Raw genomic sequence first — 18,173 nt, forward strand, 5'->3', positions numbered from 1 at the left:
GGAGCGTCGGGACCGCGCCGCTACGCCTGTTTCGGCAGCAGCGTCGCCCTGCCCTGCGGGGCCACCCGCGGCAGCGCGTGCGGCAGCCTCCCGTACCAGGCGCGTGCCACGCCGTAGCCGAAGGCGAGGCACAGTATGCCGCCGACCGCGTCCAGCCAGAAGTGGTTGGCGGTGGCGACGATGACGACGAGGGTGAGCGTCGGGTAGAGCAGGCCCAGCACCCGCACCCACGGCAGGGACGCCAGCCCGAAGATCGTCAGCCCGCACCACAGGGACCAGCCGATGTGCATGGACGGCATCGCGGCGTACTGGTTGGACATGGTCTTCAGGTCCCCGGAGGCCATCGACCCCCAGGTCTGATGGACCATGACCGTGTCGACGAAGAGGCCGCCGTTCATCAGCCGGGGCGGGGCGAGCGGATACAGGTAGTAACCCAGGAGCGCCACACCGGTCGTCGCGAACAGCACCGTGCGGGTCGCCGCGTAGCGCCCGGGATGGCCGCGGTAGATCCACACGAGGACACCCAGGGTGACCACGAAGTGCAGTGTCGCGTAGTAGTAGTTCATGCCCACGATGAGCCAAGTCACCGAGTTCACGGCATGGTTGACGGACTGCTCGACGGCGATGCCCAGTCGCCCCTCGGCCCACCAGATCCAGTCCGCGTTGCGCAGCGCCGCGGCCTTCTGCTCAGGGACCGCGTTGCGGATCAGGGAGTAGGTCCAGTAACTCACCGCGATCAACAGGATCTCGAACCACAGCCGAGGCCGGCGCGGAGTCCGCAGCCGGCGCAGGAGACCCGCCCCCGTGTCGTCCGCGACGGGGTGCGGAAGGGCCTCTTCCCGGCCTTCCGGTGTCGTCACGGTCGTCTCACCCATGGGCACAGAGTCTGCCAGAAAAGCCACCCCGGTCCGATCATCCCCTGGTGGGGTTCAGCACGGGCGTTCTACGGCTGTGGGAGGCGTCCGTCTCGTCCCCGCGTATCAGCCGGGGCGCCGGGTTGTCCGACTCGAGGACGATTCCGGTCACCAGGGGCCGAAGCGGTCGAACCGCGCACCACCAGCTCCGGCATGAACACGAACTCGCTGTGCGGCGCGGGCGTCCCGCCGATCTCCTCCAGCAACGTACGCACCGCCGCCTGGCCCATCGCCGGGACCGGCTTGCGGACGGTGGTCAGCGGGGGGTCGGTGAAGGCGATCAGGGGGGAGTCGTCGAAGCCCACGACCGAGATGTCCTTCGGTACCTCCAGGCCCTGCTGGCGGGCCGCGCGTATCGCGCCGAGGGCCATCATGTCGCTGGCGCACACGACCGCGGTGCAGTCCCGGGCGATGAGGGCCGTGGCGGCGGCCTGACCGCCCTCCAGGGTGTAGAGCGAGTGCTGGACGAGCTCCGTCTCCACCGTCTCCCGGACCAGCCCGAACTGGTCCTGCATCGCCCGCACGAAGCCCTCGATCTTGCGCTGCACGGGGACGAACCGCTTCGGGCCGAGCGCCAGCCCGATCCGGGTGTGGCCGAGGGAGGCGAGGTGGGTGACCGCCAGGGTCGTCGCCGCACGGTCGTCGGGCGAGATGAAGGGCGCCTGCACCTTCGGGGAGAAGCCGTCCACCAGCACGAAGGGCACGCCCTGCGCGCGCAGCTGCTCGTAGCGCTGCATGTCGGCGGTGGTGTCGGCGTGCAGCCCCGAGACGTAGATGATGCCGGCCACTCCGCGGTCGACCAGCATCTCGGTCAGCTCGTCCTCGGTGGAGCCGCCCGGGGTCTGGGTCGCCAGCACCGGTGTGTAGCCCTGCCGTGTCAGGGCCTGGCCGATGACCTGCGCCAGGGCCGGGAATATCGGGTTCTCCAGCTCCGGGGTGATCAGGCCGACCAGCCCCGCGCTGCGCTGTCGCAGCCGCACCGGCCGCTCGTAGCCGAGCACGTCGAGCGCGGCCAGCACGGACTGGCGGGTGGTGGAGGCGACGCCGGGCTTCCCGTTGAGGACGCGGCTGACGGTCGCTTCGCTGACCCCCGCCTGGGCGGCGATGTCGGCAAGCCGTGTGGTCACGGCACCGGACTGTACCGGCCGTATGTCGCCTTGCACACCAATCGGACGCCGGGTGCGGGCGGTTGACCGGCGCGCTGGCGGTTGCTGCGGCATGGCGTCCCTTCGTGACACGGATGGAAAGTGCTTGCAGAGTCTTGCACAACACGGTCCGTGCCCGCTCAACCCCGTAGAACAACGGTCTCACCCCGGTCGAGCACCGGTCACGCACGGATAACTTCAGTGATGCCTTGCACTTTTTTTCTGCAAGGTCTTTCGCAAAGCTTGCATCGCTGTTACGTTCACGGTCGCCCGGCGGCGGCAACGGCGCAGTCGAAGTCGACAGGGACGGTGGACGGGACCATCCCTGGTAACACGGGCTTTTACCTCAAGGAGAACTCATGCGGCGTGGCATAGCGGCCACCGCGCTGGTGGCGTCCCTCGCCCTGGCGGCGACGGCCTGTGGCGGAGACGACAGCGGCGACTCGGCGGAAGGCCCGGTCACCATCACCTGGTGGGACACCTCCAACGCCACCAACGAGGCACCGACGTACCAGGCCTTGGTCAAGGAGTTCGAGGCCGCCAACAAGGACATCAAGGTCAAGTACGTCAACGTGCCCTTCGACCAGGCGCAGAACAAGTTCGACACGGCCGCCGGCTCCAAGGGCGCCCCGGACATCCTGCGCGCCGAGGTCGGCTGGACGCCCGCCTTCGCCAAGAAGGGCTACTTCCTGCCGCTGGACGGCACCGACGCCCTCGCCGAGCAGGACAAGTTCCAGTCCAGCCTGATCGAGCAGGCCAAGTTCGACGGCAAGACCTACGGCGTCCCGTTCACCACCGACACGCTCGCGCTGGTCTACAACAAGGAGCTCTTCGCCGAGGCCGGCGTCGAGGCCCCCAAGACCTGGGACGACCTGAAGAAGGCCGCCGCCACCATCAAGACGAAGACCGGCGTGGACGGCTACTGGGGTTCCACCTCGGCCTACTACGCCCAGTCCTTCCTCCACGGTGAGGGCACCGACACGGTCGACGCCGAGGCCAAGAAGATCACGGTCAACTCGCCCGAGGCGCAGAAGGCCTACGAGACCTGGCTGGGCCTCTTCGACGGCAAGGGCCTGCACAAGGCCGACACCACCGCCGACGCCTACGCCCACATCCAGGACGCGTTCGTCAACGGCAAGGTCGCCGCGATCATCCAGGGTCCCTGGGAGATCACGAACTTCTACAAGGGCTCCGCGTTCAAGGACAAGGAGAACCTGGGTATCGCCACCGTCCCGGCCGGCTCCTCCGGCGAGGCGGGCGCCCCGACCGGCGGCCACAACCTCTCCGTGTACGCCGGCTCCGACGAGGCCCACCAGAAGGCCGCGCTGAAGTTCGTCAACTTCATGACCTCGGCGAAGGCCCAGGAGACCATCGCCCTGAAGAACTCCACGCTGCCCACCCGCGACGACGCCTACACCGCCGAGGTCAAGGCCGACCCGGGCATCGCCGGCTACCAGGGCGTCCTCGCCGCCGCCCAGCCGCGCCCCGCGCTGCCCGAGTACAGCTCGCTGTGGGGCCCGCTCGACACCGAGCTGCCGAAGATCGCCGGCGGCAAGGAGTCCCTGGACAAGGGGCTGAGCAACGCCGAGACCGCCATCGCCAAGCTGGTGCCGGACTTCGCCAAGTGACCCCCGCGTGGCCGCCGGTTCCGTCCCTCGGGGGGACGGAACCGGCGGCCACCGGCCTGTGCGTCGCACCCCTTGATCCGCAGACCCATACGAAGGTTCTCGACCCATGACAGTCGCCGTCCAGCGCCTGAGGCGCAGCTACCAGAAGCACTGGTACGCCTACGCGATGATCGCCCCCGTGGTCGTCGTGCTCGGCGTCCTGGTGCTGTATCCGCTGGGGTACGGTCTCTACCTCACGCTCACGGATGCCAACAGCCTCAACACGGCGCGCACGATCGGCGTCAACGAGATCGAGGCCACCTACAAGTTCATCGGCTTCGACAACTACGCGGACATCCTGTGGGGTGAGACCGCCTACGACCGCTTCTGGTCGCACTTCATCTGGACGATCGTGTGGACGGCCACCTGTGTCGGGCTGCACTTCTCCATCGGCCTCGGTCTGGCCATGCTGCTCAACCAGAAGCTGCGCGGCCGCACCTTCTACCGGCTGATCCTGGTACTGCCCTGGGCCGTGCCCACCTTCGTCACCGTCTTCGGCTGGCGCTTCATGCTCGCCGACGGCGGCATCATCAACTCCGCGCTGGAGTTCCTGCACCTGCCGGCCCCGCTGTGGCTGGAGGACACCTTCTGGCAGCGGTTCGCCGCGATCATGGTCAACACCTGGTGCGGTGTGCCGTTCATGATGGTCTCGCTCCTGGGCGGCCTGCAGTCCATCGACACCACGCTGTACGAGGCCGCGGAGATGGACGGCGCGAACGCCTGGCAGCGCTTCCGCTACGTCACCCTGCCGGGCCTGCGCTCGGTCAGCTCCACCGTCGTGCTGCTCGGCGTGATCTGGACCTTCAACCAGTTCGCGGTGATCTTCCTGTTGTTCGGCACCACTGCGCCGGATGCGCAGATCCTCGTCACCTGGGCGTACTACCTGGGCTTCGGACAGCAGCCACGCGACTTCGCACAGTCCGCGGCCTACGGCATCCTGCTGCTGGCCATCCTGATCGTCTTCACCTCCGTCTACCGCCGCTGGCTGAACCGCAATGACCAGCAGCTCGCGATCTGAGGCAGGAGTCCCCATGAGCACCACCACCGCACCCAAGTCCTCCGCCGCGGACCAGGCCCCCGCTCCCGCCCCGGCGCGCCGGACGCGCCCACGCGGCCGGCGCGGCCTCCTCGGGACCCTCGCCTCGCACGGCATCCTGACCGTCGCCAGCCTGATCGCGCTGTTCCCGATCGCCTGGCTGGTCTATCTGTCCCTCGGCCCCGACAAGGACGACTACCTGCACCCCGGGCGCATCTGGGGGAAGATGACGTTCGACAACTACGCCTTCGTCCTGTCGGAGACCAACTTCTTCGACTGGCTGACGAGCTCGCTCGTCGTCTCGCTGGGCACCACGTTCATCGGCGTCATCATCGCCGCCACCACCGGCTACGCGGTGTCCCGGATGCGCTTCCCCGGCTACCGCAAGTTCATGTGGGTGCTGCTGGTCACCCAGATGTTCCCGATCGCCGTGCTGATCGTGCCGATGTACCAGATCCTGTCGGAGCTCCAGCTCATCGACACCTACCTCGGCCTGATCCTCGTCTACTGCTCGACCGCGGTGCCGTACTGCGCCTGGCTGCTCAAGGGCTACTTCGACACCATCCCCTTCGAGATCGACGAGGCGGGACGCGTCGACGGACTCTCCCCGTTCGGCACCTTCCTGCGGCTGATCCTGCCGCTCGCCCGGCCGGGACTCGCGGTGGCCGCGTTCTACAGCTTCATCACCGCGTTCGGCGAGGTCGCCTTCGCCACCACCTTCCTGCTGGACGACGAGAAGTACACGTTCGCGGTCGGCCTGCAGAGCTTCGTCAGCGAGCACGACGCCCAGCGCAACCTGATGGCCGCCACCGCCGTACTCATCGCGATACCGGTCTCGGCGTTCTTCTACCTCGTGCAGAAGAACCTGGTCACCGGTCTCACCGCGGGTGGCACGAAGGGCTGACGCCCGTCGTCCGGAGACCCCCGCGCCCGCTGGGGCGCGGGTGGCGGCCGCGGTGCCACTCCGACCCCGCCGGCACCGCGGCCGCCTCGTCACCCCACCCCGCCCCCGCCGCCGCAACCACGCCTTGATGACCTCAAGTCGGCTACACAGCAAGGACGCCATGAGCCAGCACACCTCCGACCCGGCACCGACCTCCGCCGTCGCCACCGTCGCCAAGCACCGCGACTGGTGGCGGGACGCGGTGATCTACCAGGTCTATCCGCGCAGCTTCGCCGACAGCAACGGCGACGGCATGGGTGACCTGGAGGGCGTACGCTCCCGCCTCCCCTATCTGCGCGACCTCGGCGTGGACGCCGTGTGGCTGAGTCCCTTCTACGCCTCCCCGCAGGCCGACGCCGGCTACGACGTCGCCGACTATCGCGCCGTCGACCCCATGTTCGGCACCCTCCTGGACGCCGACGCGCTGATCCGCGACGCGCACGGGCTGGGCCTGCGCGTCATCGTCGACCTGGTGCCCAACCACTCCTCCGACCAGCACGAGTGGTTCAAGCGCGCCCTCTCCGAGGGCCCCGGCTCCCCGCTGCGCGAGCGCTACCACTTCCGCCCCGGCAAGGGGGAGAACGGCGAACTGCCGCCCAACGACTGGGAGTCCATCTTCGGCGGCCCGGCCTGGACGCGGGTGACCGAGCCGGACGGCACGCCTGGCGAGTGGTACCTGCACCTCTTCGCACCCGAGCAGCCCGACTTCGACTGGGACCACCCGGCGGTCGGCGACGAGTTCCGCTCCATCCTGCGCTTCTGGCTCGACATGGGCGTCGACGGCTTCCGCATCGACGTGGCGCACGGCCTGGTCAAGGCGGAGGGCCTGCCCGACCTCGGCGACCACGACCAGCTGAAACTGCTGGGCAACGATGTCATGCCGTTCTTCGACCAGGACGGCGTGCACGAGATCTACCGCCAGTGGCGACTGGTCCTCGACGAGTACGCGGGCGAGCGGATCTTCGTCGCCGAGGCATGGACGCCGACCGTCGAGCGCACCGCGCACTACGTCCGCCCCGACGAGCTGCACCAGGCCTTCAACTTCCAGTACCTCAGCACGGACTGGGACGCGAAGGAACTGCGCGAGGTCATCGACCGCACCCTCGAGGCGATGCACCCGGTCGGCGCCCCGGCCACCTGGGTGCTGTCCAACCACGACGTCACCCGGCACGCCACCCGCTTCGCCAACCCGCCCGGCCTCGGTACCCAGATCCGTACCGCCGGCGACCGCGAGCTGGGGCTGCGCCGTGCCCGTGCCGCCTCCCTGCTGATGCTGGCGCTGCCCGGCTCGGCGTACATCTACCAGGGCGAGGAGCTCGGCCTCCCGGATGTCGTCGACCTGCCCGACGAGGTGCGCCAGGACCCGGCGTACTTCCGCGGCGCGGGGCAGGACGGCTTCCGCGACGGCTGCCGGGTGCCGATCCCGTGGACGCGCACCGGCTCGTCCTACGGCTTCGGCGGCGGGGGCAGCTGGCTGCCGCAGCCGCGGGAGTGGGGCGAGCTGAGCGTGGCCGCGCAGGACGGGGTGGCCGGTTCGACGCTGGAGCTGTACCGCGCCGCCCTCGCCGCCCGCCGCGCGCAGGCCGACCTCGGAGCCGGGGAGTCCGTCGAGTGGCTCAAGGCACCCGAGGGCGTGCTCGCCTTCCGGCGCGGGGAGTTCGTGTGCGTCGCCAACACCGGCGGCGAGTCGGTGACGACCCCGGCGTACGGCCGGCTGCTGCTCGCCAGCGGTGAGGTGGACGAGGCGCACGGCGAGGTGAAGGTGCCGGCCGACACCACGGTCTGGTGGACGACGGCCTCCTGAGTCAGGCGTCCCCGCGGCTTTCTGAAAGCCCTCTCGCAAGTTTCTTCGTTCAACTTGCGACGGCCCGCTGCCCTTTCGGGCGGCGGGCCTTTAACATCTCCGTCACCGAAAGATGGTTGAAAGTTTTCAGCAAGAGCCTTCAACGGTGAAGGAACCCCACATGCCACGCAGAACCCTCCCCTGGGCGGCCGCCCTCACGGTCGCCGCCACCACGTCCGCCCTTGTCATGCTCCCGATCGAGGCGCAGGCTTCTCCACCCGGCACCAAGGACGTCACCGCCGTCCTGTTCGAGTGGAACTTCGCCTCCGTCGCCCGCGAGTGCACCAGCACCCTCGGCCCCTCCGGGTACGGCTACGTGCAGGTCTCCCCGCCCGCCGAGCACATACAGGGCGCCCAGTGGTGGACCTCGTACCAGCCCGTCAGCTACAGGATCGCCGGGCGGCTCGGCGATCGCACCGCGTTCCAGAACATGGTCAACACCTGTCACGCGGCGGGCGTGAAGGTGGTCGTCGACACGGTCGTCAACCACATGGCGGCCGGCAACGGCACGGGCACCGGCGGCTCGTCGTACACGAAGTACAACTACCCCGGCCTGTACTCGTCCTTCGACTTCGACAACTGCACCTCGCAGATCACCAACTATCAGGACCGCTGGAACGTCCAGAACTGCGAGCTGGTCGGCCTGGCCGACCTGGACACCGGCGAGGAGTACGTCCGCTCCGCCCTCGCCCGCTACATGAACGACCTGCTCTCCCTCGGGGTCGACGGCTTCCGCGTCGACGCGGCCAAGCACATGCCGAGCGCCGACCTGGCCAACATCAAGTCCCGGCTGAGCAATCCGTCCGTCTACTGGAAGCAGGAGGTCATCTTCGGCAGCGGGGAGGCCGTCCAGCCGACGGAGTACACCGGCAACGGCGACGTCCAGGAGTTCCGCTACGCCTACGACCTCAAGCGGGTCTTCAACAACGAGAACCTCGCCTACCTCAGGAACTACGGCGAGGGCTGGGGCTATATGAGCAGCGGCGTCTCCGGTGTCTTCGTCGACAACCACGACACCGAGCGCAACGGCTCCACGCTCAGCTACAAGGACAACGCCAACTACACCCTCGCCAACGTCTTCATGCTGGCCTGGCCCTACGGCGCGCCCGACATCAACTCCGGCTACGAGTTCAGCGACCACGACGCCGGTCCGCCGAACGGCGGGAGGGTCGACGCCTGCTGGCAGAACGGCTGGAAGTGCCAGCACGCCTGGCCCGAGATCCAGCGCATGGTCGCCTTCCGCAACACCACCCGGGGCCAGTCGGTGACCAACTGGTGGGACAACGGCGGCGACGCGATCGCCTTCGGCCGGGGCAACAAGGGCTTCGTCGCGATCAACCACGAGTCCGGTTCGCTGAGCCGCACCTACCAGACGTCGCTGCCGGCGGGGACGTACTGCAACGTTCAGAACAACACGACGGTGTCGGTGAACGGCTCGGGCCAGCTCACCGCGACCCTGGGGAGCAACACGGCGCTCGCGATATACGCGGGCAAGGGGAGCTGCTGAGGTGACCTGAGGTGAGTCGAGGGGCGGTCGGTGCGGCACCGGCCGCCCCTCGGCGCGCGCGGCGAACCATCCGCTGAAATTCCTTGCTAAGTGTTTCAACACTCTTGCTGTAAAGCTTTCGTGAGCGGTACGGTCGCGCCGGACGCCCGGCGACGATGCCGTGCCGCGGCGCAGGGGTCGGACCCAAGAGAGCCGCAATCACAAGGAGTTCACGCTCGTGATATCGAGTTGGCCGGCGCCCCGCAGGCGCCGAACCGCCCATGCCGGACGGGTCGCTGCCGTCACCGCGGCCGCGCTCGCCGCAGCGCTCGTCCAGCCCCTCGCCGCGCGGGCGGCGACCCCGCCGCCACCGCCCTCGGACGCGAGGCTCGCCGCCGAGCCCGCCCGGCACGACCTCACCCGCGAGCAGTTCTACTTCGTGCTGCCGGACCGCTTCGCCAACGGGGACAAGGGCAACGACCGCGGAGGACTGACCGGTTCACGCCTCGCCACCGGCTACGACCCCACCGACAAGGGCTTCTACCAGGGAGGTGACCTCAAGGGCCTGACCCGGAAGCTCGACTACATCAAGGGCCTGGGCACCACCGCCATCTGGCTGGCCCCGATCTTCAAGAACCAGCCGGTGCAGGGCGAGGGGGCCAACGCCTCGGCCGGGTACCACGGTTACTGGATCACCGACTTCACCCAGGTCGACCCGCACTTCGGCAGCAACGAGGACCTCGAAACCCTCATCGACAAGGCCCACGCCAAGGGCATGAAGGTCTTCTTCGACGTCATCACCAACCACACCGCCGACGTGGTCGACTACGAGGAGAAGTCCTACGACTACCTCTCCAAGGGCGCCTTCCCGTATCTGACGAAGGACGGGAAGCCCTTCGACGACGCCGATCATGCCGACGGGAAGCGGGACTTCCCCGCCGTCGACCAGGACTCCTTCCCGCGCACACCCGTCGTCCCCGCGGCCAAGCGGAACGTCAAGGTCCCCTCCTGGCTCAACGACCCGACGATGTACCACAACCGCGGCGACTCCACCTGGGCCGGCGAGTCCGCCACCTACGGCGACTTCGTGGGCCTGGACGACCTGTGGACCGAGCGTCCCGAGGTCGTCGAGGGCATGGAGCGGATCTACCGGCGGTGGGTGCGGGACTTCGACATCGACGGCTTCCGCATCGACACCGTGAAGCACGTCAACATGGAGTTCTGGAACCAGTGGGCCACCGCCCTCGACTCCTACGCCGCCCAGCGGGGACGCGACGACTTCTTCATGTTCGGCGAGGTCTACTCGGCCGACACGTCCGTGACCTCCCCCTACGTCACCCAGGGCCGCCTCGACTCCACGCTCGACTTCCCCTTCCAGGACGCGGCCCGCGCCTACGCCTCCCAGGGCGGCAGCGCCCAGCGGCTCGCCTCGGTCTTCGGTGACGACTACAAGTACACGACCGGCACGGCCAACGCGTACGAGCAGGTCACCTTCCTCGGCAACCACGACATGGGCCGCATCGGCACGTTCCTGAAGCAGGACGACCCGGACGCGACCGACGCCGAGCTGGTCAGGAAGGCCGGGCTCGCCAACGAGCTGATGTTCCTCAGCCGTGGCAACCCGGTGATCTACTACGGCGACGAGCAGGGCTTCACCGGCGCGGGCGGCGACAAGGACGCCCGCCAGACGATGTTCGCCTCCAGCACCGCCGACTACCTCGACGACGACCAGCTCGGCACCGACCGGACGCACGCCGACGACGCCTACGACACCGGAGCACCGCTCTACCGGCAGATCAGCGCTCTCGCCAAGCTCCGCAAGGCCCATCCCGCGCTCGCCGACGGCGTCCAGACCGAGCGCCACGCGGCCGACGGCCCCGGCGTCTACGCCGTCTCGCGCACGGACGCGAAGCGCGGCACGGAGTACGTCGTCGCCTTCAACAACGCCGACGAGGCCAGGACCGCCACCTTCCCGACCGACACCCCGGCCACCACGTTCCGCGCCCTGTACGGCACCACGACCTCCGCGAAGAGCGCCGCCGACGGGAAGCTCACCGTCACCGTCCCGGCCGGCGCGGCCGTCGTGCTCCGGGCGGCCGGCGCCCCCGCCGCCCCCGCCGCCGAACCGTCGGTCACCCTCGCCGTCCCGGCCCCCGGCGCCACCGGCACCGTCGAGATCACCGCGGGCGTCGACGGCGGCGCCCGCAACCGTGTCGTCTTCGCCGCCCAGACCGGCGACGGCAAGTGGCGCGTCCTCGGCTCGGCCGACCACGCCCCCTACAAGGTCACCCACACGATCGGCGAGGACGTCGCGCCCGGTACCGCCCTGCGCTACAAGGCGGTCGTCGTCGACTCCGAGGGCCGCACGGCGAGCGCCACGGCGACCAGCGCCACCGGCACCCCGGCCACCGAACAGCCCCCCACCGCCACCTCCCGCGACCACGCGATCGTCCACTACCACCGCCCCGACGGGAACTACGCCGACTGGGGCCTGTACGCCTGGGGCGACCTCGCCGACGGCGAGTCGACCACCTGGCCGGACAGCCACCCCTTCACCGGCCGTGACGCCTACGGTGCCTTCGCCTACGTCAAGCTCAAGCCCGGCGCCTCGAACGTCGGCTTCCTCGTCATCGACGAGGACGGCAACAAGGACGTCGCCGCCGACCGCACGATCGACCTGGCGAAGACCGGCGAGGTCTGGATCGAGCAGGGCAAGGAGACCGTCCGCACGGAACGCCCGGAGTACCCGGCGCAGGACAAGTCCAAGGCCGTGCTCCACTACCACCGCGCCGACGGCGCCTACGACGGCTGGGGCCTGCACGTCTGGTCGGGCGCCGCACAGCCCACCGACTGGTCGAAGCCCCTCATGCCGGTGAAGACTGACTCCTATGGCGCGGTCTTCGAGGTACCGCTCACCGAGGGTGCCACCAGCCTCAGCTACATCCTCCACAAGGGCGACGAGAAGGACCTTCCCACCGACCAGTCGCTCGACCTCAAGGCCCAGGGCCACGAGGTGTGGCTCTTGAACGGCCAGGAGAAGTACCTGCTGCCGCAGCCGGCGGGCAGCGCCGCCGCGCTGGACCTGACGACGTCCAAGGCGATCTGGATCGACCGGGACACGGTCGTCTGGAACGGCTCCGAAGCGGCCGCCTCCACCCAGCTGCTCGCCTCGCGCGACGGCGCGATCAAGGCGGAGAACGGCACGCTCACCGGCGAGGCCCAGTGGCTGCGCCTGTCCAGGGCGGCCCTCACCGACGCCCAGAAGGCGAAGTTCCCCCACCTGAAGGAGTACACGGCCTGGTCCGTCGACCCGAGGGACCGCGACCGGGTCCGTGACGCCCTGCGCGGCCAGCTCGTCGCCGCCCAGTACGCCGCGAACGGCGCCGTGCTCGCCGCCACCGGCGTCCAGACCGCCGGCGTGCTCGACGACCTGTACGACGCGACGAAGGCGACGCTCGGCCCGACGTTCCGCAAGGGCACGCCGACGCTCTCCGTCTGGGCACCCACCGCCCAGAGCGTCTCCCTCGAACTGGGCGGCACCCTGAAGCCGATGCGGCGCGACGCCACCACCGGCGTCTGGTCCGTCACCGGCCCCGCGTCCTGGAAGGACAAGCCCTACCGCTACGTCGTGAAGGTCTGGGCCCCGAGCGTCCGCGAGATCGTCACCAACAAGGTCACCGACCCCTACTCACTCGCCCTCACCGCCGACTCCGAGCGCAGCCTGCTCGTCGACCTCGGCGACCGTGCGCTCACCCCCGCCGGCTGGGCGTCACTGCGCAAGCCGAAGGCCGTACCGCTGAAGGACGCGCAGATCCAGGAGCTGCACATCCGGGACTTCTCCGTCGAGGACAGGACGGCCCGGCACCCCGGCACCTATCTCGCCTTCACCGACAGGTCGAGCGACGGCGGCAGGCACCTGCGCCGCCTCGCCGAGGCCGGCACCTCGTACGTCCACCTGCTGCCCGCCTTCGACATCGCCACCATCCCGGAGAAGAAGTCCGACCAGGCCGGCGTGGACTGCGATCTCGCCTCGTTCCCGGCCGACTCCGAGCGGCAGCAGGAATGCGTCGCCGCGATCGCCGCGAAGGACGCCTACAACTGGGGCTACGACCCCTTCCACTACACGGTCCCCGAGGGCTCCTACGCCACCGACCCGGACGGCACCGCCCGTACCGTCGAGTTCCGCAGGATGGTCAAGGCGCTCAACGAGGACGGCCTGCGCGTCGTCATGGACGTCGTCTACAACCACACGGCGGCCAGTGGCCAGGCCCGCACCTCGGTCCTGGACCGGATCGTGCCCGGCTACTACCAGCGGCTCCTCGCGGACGGCTCGGTCGCGAACAGCACCTGCTGCGCCAACACCGCGCCCGAGAACGCCATGATGGGCAAGCTGGTCGTCGACTCGATCGTCACCTGGGCCAGGCAGTACAAGGTGGACGGCTTCCGCTTCGACCTCATGGGCCACCACCCCAAGGCCAACATCCTCGCCGTCCGCGAGGCGCTCGACGCGCTGACCCCGCAGAAGGACGGGGTCGACGGCAAGAAGATCATCCTGTACGGCGAGGGCTGGAACTTCGGCGAGATCGCCGACGACGTCCGCTTCGAGCAGGCCACGCAGAAGAACATGGCCGGCACCGGGATCGCCACCTTCTCCGACCGGGCCCGTGACGCCGTCCGCGGCGGCGGCCCCTTCGACGAGGACCCCGGCGTGCAGGGCTTCGCTTCCGGCCTCCACACCGAGCCCAACTCCTCGCGGAGCAACGGCACTCCGGCCGAGCAGAAGGCCCGCCTGCTGCACTACCAGGACCTCATCAAGGTCGGCCTGTCCGGCAACCTCGCCGGCTACCGCTTCACCGACACCGGCGGCAGGCAGGTCAAGGGCTCCGAGGTCGACTACAACGGACAGCCCGCCGGATACGCGGCGGCACCCGGCGACGCCCTCGCCTACGCCGACGCCCACGACAACGAGAGCCTGTTCGACGCGCTCGCCTTCAAACTGCCGGCCGGCACCGGCGCGGCCGAGCGCGCCCGGATGCAGGTCCTCGCCATGGCCACGGCCACCCTCTCGCAGGGCCCGTCGCTCTCCCAGGCCGGCACCGACCTGCTGCGCTCCAAGTCGCTGGACCGCAACTCCTACGACAGCGGCGACTGGTTCAACGCCATCCACTGGAACTGCGCCGACGGCAACGGCTTCGGCCGCGGGCTGCCGCCGGCCGCCGACAACGGCCCGAAGTGGCCCTACGCCAGGCCGCTGCTGGCCTCGGTCGGCGTCGGGTGCGCCCAGATCGAGGGGGCCTCGGCGGCGTACCGGGACCTGCTGAAGATCCGTACGACGGAACGCGCCTTCTCCCTCGGCACGGCCGGGCAGGTCCAGGAACAGCTCTCCTTCCCGCTGTCCGGCACCGACGAGACGCCCGGCGTGATCACCATGCGCCTCGGCGACCTGGTCGTCGTGTTCAACGCGACGCCGACGCGGCAGGAGCAGCGGATCGCCGCGCTCGCCGACAGCGGCTACCGGCTGCACCCGGTGCAGGCGAGGGGCGCCGACGCGGTGGTCAAGGGCGCGTCGTACGAGGTCGGCAGCGGCACGTTCGCCGTACCGGGCCGCACGGTCGCCGTGTTCACCCGCGCGGGCTGACGGTCACCGCGGGCTAGGGTGCTCCTGTCCCACGCAGAACAGGAGCACCCATGCCGCAGATCACCGTCGACCACTCCGCGAGTCTGGCGGACGACTTCGACCGGCCCGCGTTCGCGCGAGCCCTGCACACCGCTGTCGTGGAGATCGCCGCCGCGAAGTCCCCGTCGTGCAAGACGCAGTTCCGCCCGTCCGACGTCACCACGGTCGGGGACGAGACAGAGGGGCACGCGGTCGTGCACGTCACGGTCGGACTGCTGGCGGGGCGGAGCGAGGACACCAAGGCGCGGCTGACCGAGGCCGTGCTGGAACTGCTGCGGCGGCATGTGAAGCCCACCGGGGGCCGCACTCTGCACGCCTCCGCCGAGGTGCGCGACCTCGACCCGTCGTACCGCAAGTTCGACCGGGTCGGTGACGAGGGACTCTAGGACGCCAGGGCGATCAGCCGGGTCACCAGGTCGGTGAAGGGGCCGTCCATCGGCTCGTCCTTCAGCACATGGCGGATCAGGGCCGCCGTCTCCTCGTCGTAGGTCGCGCTCACCGCGGCCAGCGCGGCGAAGTCGTTGACGAGCTGGGACTCCAGTTCCTCACGCGGGATGCGCCGGCCGTCCAGCCAGATCAGGGCGGTCGACTCGGCCAGTGAGATCCAGGAGCGGACGACCAGTTCCAGCCGCGCGGGCGGGTCCGTGACGCGCAGATGCGACATGATCTGCTCGTACGCCGCCTGCCGCACCGCGTCGACGAGGGCGTTGGTCCGTGACGAGCCGACCGCCGGACCGCCCCGCATCAACGCCGAGAAACCGGGGCCGTGGTCGTCCACGAAGTCGAAGAAGCGGTGCATCACCCGCCGCAGCCGGGCGCCGAGGGGACCCTCGTGCGGTTCCACGAACCGGCCCGCCAGATCGTCGGCCGCCCGCTGCAGCGCGGCCTCGTACAGGCTGAGTTTCCCGGGGAAGTAGTGGTAGACCAGCGGGCGGGAGATGCCCGCGGCGGACGCTATCTCGTCGATCGAGACCTCGTCGGGAGAGCGGCGGCTGAACAGTTCGAGGGCCACGCCGATCAACTGCTGCCGCCGCTCCTCGACACCCATCCTGCGGCGAACCCCGGTAGACATACGGACACCTTACCGATCGGATCCAGCCTCGATCGGACAGGACCGATCGAGGCGCCCCGCAGAGCATTCACAAATCCAGCACAAGTCTCTCACTTCGTGCCCGTGATGCACAGATCGGCATCGAGTCCTCCCGCTCCCCGTCCGTCAGCAGTTCGTCCCGCTGGTCGGCCTCGTCCTCCGGCACCCGCTGCCGGCAGGTCCCGCGGAATCCCGGAGTTCGCCCTCGAAGGCGTCGCCCCCGGCGGCCGGCGTAGCTTCTCGAAGAGCCGGTCGAACCCGATGACGTCCGGACGCGGCCGGTCGTCACGGGGTGTCGGACAGGGCCTACTGATGGGTGAGTCGCCGCGGAAGCCTCGCGCGGCGACTTGTTGACACCACTGTCAGCTAGCGCAGGCCGCTGACCGTCCGCCCGTCCGTCAGCGTCGCCTTCAGCTCCGCCTCGGCGCCCTGCTTCGCCTTCGCGGCCAGGAGGTTGCCGTGCGCGGTGCGGCGCACGCCGCCCGTGGCGCTGATCGAGGCGGTGTCCCGGCTGCCCGCCGCCAGCAGATACCAGGAACCGGCCGCCGACTTCCACAGCACCCCGGCGAGCACCTGCGGATCGCGGGCACCGCACGCCGCCACGTTCTCGGCCTTCGCGGCGACCGCCCCGTAGGTCCCGCCCGGCGTGTGGAACTGCGCCAGCACCCGCTCGCCGCCGCCCCGCCAGGTCTCCCCGCGCGTGCACACCCACGCCGCCGTGCCGCTCGCGTCGGGCAGCGGCTGCTCGGCGTACCGCCAGGCGTTCACCGACCGCATACCCTGCCCGCGCAGGCCGCCCAGCGAGCAGCCGAGCGGCGCCCAGCTGCGCAGCGCCTCCGCCCCCGCCGCGTCGTGCGGCGAGCCCGGCCGGCCGTTGGTGAGGCGGGCCGGGACCAGTTCACCGAGGTCGGTCATCAGCCGCGTACCGGAGTCGTCGGCGACCTGGAGGACGTTCCAGGAGGTGCAGGCGCCGGACTGGGCGACGGGGCTGGCCAGCGGTGCCGTGACGCCGCCTTCGAGGGCGAGGTCCATCGCTCCGGAGGCCGGCTTCATCAGGTCCCGCTCCGCGACCTTCGCGACCCAGGGCGCCGTCAGATAGCGGACGTTGCCGTCCGTCCGGTTCAGCACCACCGCGCTCGACTCCACCCGGCCCGCGCCGTCGGCACGGGCGAAGTCGAGGGCGGCGCCCGCCGTGCCGTCCCTCGGCTCGGCGTAGCGGGCGATGCGCAGACCGTCGTAGAAGATCGCCACACGCGCGTTGTCCACGTGCCCGGCGTACAGCAGTTGCGGCGGGCCCGCCGGGCCGCCGGACGGGGTGCCCGGCGTCGCCGAGACCTGGACCGTCCCGCCGGGCCGCGCCCAGACGGCGAGCGCCCGGCGCAGCAGCGTGCGGTCGGTGGTCAGGTCGCCGCGGGCCGGCCAGACGGAGAAGTCGGTACGGGTGGCGGACCGCCAGGCGGCGGGGGAGACCTTCAGCAGCCGGTCGGGGTCGAGGGCCGCCTGCGCCGACGGGTTTTGCGCGTACGACGGCGCCGCGGCCCCGTCGGCGCCCCAGCCGTCGTCGGGCAGCGCGAGCAGCGCCCCGCACACCGCGACGGCCGCGGCGGCGGCGAGCGCGGCCTTCAGATGCTGGCGGCGGCGCATCAGGTCGGTGGGCCGGGCCTGCAGCGAGCACGGGTCGAACTCGGGGGAGTCGAGCAGCGTGTACTGCACGGGGACGCCGTCGGCCTCCTGGAGCGCGGTGTCCGGGTCGGCGACCCCCGCGGTGCGCAGGACGTGGTGGACGTCGCTGTCGGCGAGCCGCTCCAGTCCGCGCAGCACATAGGCGGCGCGCGCGGGCGCGGAGAGCGCGGACAGGTGCTGGTCCAGCGCGAGTTCGTCGGCGCCGCCCGAGCGCGGGAACAGGCGCAGGCCCCACACCTGGGGGAGCAGCGGCGGCAGCTGGGACCGCTTGGGCCACGCCTTGCGCCGCAGCGGCAGACCCGCCTCCAGCGCCGTCCGCAGGACCTGGAGCCGGACGAAGGCGTAGCCCGGATCGCCGTCGCGACCGGTGGACTGGGCCGGGATGACCGACGCCGCGGCACGGCCGCGGGGCAGCGCGCGCTGGGTGAGGGCGTGCGCGGTCAGTACCCGCCGGTTGCGGCCCAGGGCGGGCGGCAGCACCAGGTAGGCGAGACGGACCAGCCGCGGATAGTGCTCGACGAGCGCGGCCTCGGCCTGCTCGACGTCGACGACCGGGTCGGAAGCGGAAGACGTGGTGCGCGGGGCGACATCCTGTGACTGCACGTTCAGCAGAACGAGCGAATCGGCCGTTGGTCACCGCCACACGGGTGAGTGGGCGCCGCGGGTTGACGAACGCACGGGGCGCGCGC

General features: G+C 70.2%; 11 protein-coding genes. 7 read left to right on the forward strand and 4 right to left on the reverse strand.

All coding sequences use genetic code 11. The annotated features are described in order from the left end of the window. Positions 1 to 20: 20 nt before the first annotated feature. Both ACWCPM_RS21125 and ACWCPM_RS21130 read right to left on the reverse strand, forming a co-directional pair. Positions 21 to 875, reverse strand: a complete 855-nt coding sequence (locus ACWCPM_RS21125; protein WP_450977755.1) for a phosphatase PAP2 family protein — start codon at positions 873 to 875, stop codon at positions 21 to 23. Between the two features lie 68 nt (positions 876 to 943). Then, positions 944 to 2,041 (reverse strand): LacI family DNA-binding transcriptional regulator, encoded by a 1,098-nt coding sequence (locus ACWCPM_RS21130; protein ID WP_450977756.1) that lies wholly within the window; start codon positions 2,039 to 2,041, stop codon positions 944 to 946. Between the two features lie 377 nt (positions 2,042 to 2,418). On the opposite strand from ACWCPM_RS21130, the gene ACWCPM_RS21135 reads away from it, so the two are divergent. From ACWCPM_RS21135 to ACWCPM_RS21165, 7 genes are all read left to right on the forward strand, one after another. Then, complete coding sequence (locus tag ACWCPM_RS21135) at positions 2,419 to 3,687, forward strand: extracellular solute-binding protein (RefSeq protein ID WP_450977757.1); 1,269 nt, start codon at positions 2,419 to 2,421, stop codon at positions 3,685 to 3,687. 106 nt (positions 3,688 to 3,793) lie between these two features. Beyond that, entirely contained in the window at positions 3,794 to 4,744 is a 951-nt protein-coding gene (locus ACWCPM_RS21140) for a carbohydrate ABC transporter permease (RefSeq protein ID WP_450977758.1), read from the forward strand. A gap of 13 nt (positions 4,745 to 4,757) precedes the next feature. Then, positions 4,758 to 5,666 carry a sugar ABC transporter permease gene (locus ACWCPM_RS21145; protein WP_450977759.1) on the forward strand — a complete coding sequence of 303 codons (909 nt, stop codon included), beginning with the start codon at positions 4,758 to 4,760 and terminating at the stop codon, positions 5,664 to 5,666. Between the two features lie 160 nt (positions 5,667 to 5,826). Further along, positions 5,827 to 7,509, forward strand: a complete 1,683-nt coding sequence (locus ACWCPM_RS21150; protein ID WP_450977760.1) for a glycoside hydrolase family 13 protein — start codon at positions 5,827 to 5,829, stop codon at positions 7,507 to 7,509. Between the two features lie 160 nt (positions 7,510 to 7,669). Next, complete coding sequence (locus ACWCPM_RS21155) at positions 7,670 to 9,055, forward strand: alpha-amylase (RefSeq protein WP_450977761.1); 1,386 nt, start codon at positions 7,670 to 7,672, stop codon at positions 9,053 to 9,055. Between the two features lie 217 nt (positions 9,056 to 9,272). Then, positions 9,273 to 14,672, forward strand: coding sequence for a pullulanase-type alpha-1,6-glucosidase (pulA, locus tag ACWCPM_RS21160; RefSeq protein ID WP_450977762.1), 5,400 nt, complete (start codon positions 9,273 to 9,275; stop codon positions 14,670 to 14,672). A 50-nt stretch (positions 14,673 to 14,722) separates the two neighbouring features. After that, positions 14,723 to 15,097, forward strand: coding sequence for a 5-carboxymethyl-2-hydroxymuconate Delta-isomerase (locus ACWCPM_RS21165; protein WP_450977763.1), 375 nt, complete (start codon positions 14,723 to 14,725; stop codon positions 15,095 to 15,097). Here ACWCPM_RS21165 and ACWCPM_RS21170 read toward each other — a convergent pair. Both ACWCPM_RS21170 and ACWCPM_RS21175 read right to left on the reverse strand, forming a co-directional pair. Beyond that, positions 15,094 to 15,783, reverse strand: coding sequence for a TetR/AcrR family transcriptional regulator (locus ACWCPM_RS21170; RefSeq protein WP_450977764.1), 690 nt, complete (start codon positions 15,781 to 15,783; stop codon positions 15,094 to 15,096). The two genes, ACWCPM_RS21165 and ACWCPM_RS21170, sit on opposite strands and share 4 nt — an antisense overlap. Before the next feature lie 384 nt (positions 15,784 to 16,167). Further along, on the reverse strand, positions 16,168 to 18,087 hold the full coding sequence (locus ACWCPM_RS21175) for a hypothetical protein (protein ID WP_450977765.1): 1,920 nt from the start codon (positions 18,085 to 18,087) through the stop codon (positions 16,168 to 16,170). Between the last annotated feature and the right edge of the window lie 86 nt (positions 18,088 to 18,173).

It is taken from the genome of Streptomyces sp. NPDC002309 (assembly GCF_053593375.1).